Raw genomic sequence first — 1,460 nt, 5'->3', positions numbered from 1 at the left:
GGGGGGTGTCCCTATGGTTTTGTCAAGCGGCGGCAGCATCGGGTGTGCGGTAGAAGGTCTTGTTCTTCAGCATGGCGTAGAGGACGTCGCAGCGACGGCGTGCCAGACAGATCAACGCGGCATTGTGCTTCTTACCCTCGGCGCGTTTGCGGTCGTAATAGGCACGACTGGTCGGGTCGTGCAACGCCGCGAACGCCGACAGGAACAACGCCCGTTTCAGTTTGCGGTTACCCGACCGAGCGGGGTGCTCACCGCGGATCGACGAACCAGAACGATGAGTCACCGGCGCGATACCGGCGTAGGCAGCCAGGTGCGCGGCCGAGGCGAATGCCGATCCATCACCGACCTCGAGCAGGATGCGCGCTGCAGTCCTGACACCGACGCCCGGCATCGACATCAGGACCTGCGAAAGAGGGTGGTCGTCGAGCATCCTCTCGACATCCTCGGCAATTCTCTTGCGTTGTTGCAGAACTTCTTTCAACGAGTCCGAGAGTTTCGGCAGTACGATCTCGGCGGCGTTGCTGCCCGGTACCGTCACGGTTTGCGCATCCAGTGCGGCGAGGACCTCCTCGACCAGGCGGGCGCCCATCCGCGGCGCATGTTTGGTCGCGAGGGTGGTGAGTCGGCGTTTGCCGGCCTTGCGGATGCCGACCGGGCCTCCGCATCGCGACAGGATCTCGAGCACGGCCGGATGCGCGATCCGGGGGCCGAGAACGCGTTCGAGGGAGGGGTGGATTCCGGTGAGCAACCCGCGGATGCGGTTGCTGATCCGGGTGGCCTCCCCGGCGAGGTCATCGTCGAATCCGACGAGGACCCCGAGTTCGGCCAGGGCTTCGTCGCCGACATCGACCCGGCGCAGGGTGTGCGGCATCGTCCGGGCGGTGTCGGCGATGATGAATGCATCGCGGGCGTCGGTCTTGGCCTGGCCGGGGTACAGGTCGGCTACGCGGCGCATTGTCAGCCCCGGCAGGTAGGCCACGGCGTGTCCGCAGGCTCGGGCGACGGTGACCGGCAGCGCGCCGATGGTGTTGGGTTGGTCGACGATCACCAGCACCGGCCCATGTTCGGCCAGGCGGTCGAACACGGCCCGCAGCTTCGCTTCGTCGTTGGGCAGGGCCTTGTCGAACAGGCGGGTTCCGACGGGGTCGAGTCCGACGGCGTGGTGTTCGCCTTTGCCCACGTCGATGCCGCAGAACACGGCGTAGGTCGGGTCCATGAAGCGTGCCTTTCGTTCCGCTCCGGACGGTCACCGATCCGACGTCGACACCCGGCACCCACGTTACGAAGAGACCTGCCCGATGTCCCCGCACAGCAGGCGGCCGTGTCCCTATCAGCGGTCCATCGACGTCACCAGGTTCGGCGACACCACCCCCCGGATCATTCGAGAGACAGGGGCGAGAAGTCATACCGAACTTGGCGACCGTCACCCTGTGTTGCAGGGCTATGAAAAAGGTAACGGG

General features: G+C 65.8%; 1 protein-coding gene. It reads right to left on the bottom strand.

Annotated elements, in window-relative coordinates; genetic code table 11:
- Nucleotides 1–22: 22 nt before the first annotated feature.
- Nucleotides 23–1,216, bottom strand: coding sequence for an IS110 family RNA-guided transposase (locus tag ACZI8W_RS26110; protein WP_463371444.1), 1,194 nt, complete (start codon nucleotides 1,214–1,216; stop codon nucleotides 23–25).
- Nucleotides 1,217–1,460: the final 244 nt, after the last annotated feature.

It is taken from the genome of Rhodococcus ruitaii (genome assembly GCF_055230935.1).
The sequence above is the reverse complement of the archived record's forward strand: the minus strand, read 5'-3'. Positions and strand labels throughout refer to the sequence as shown.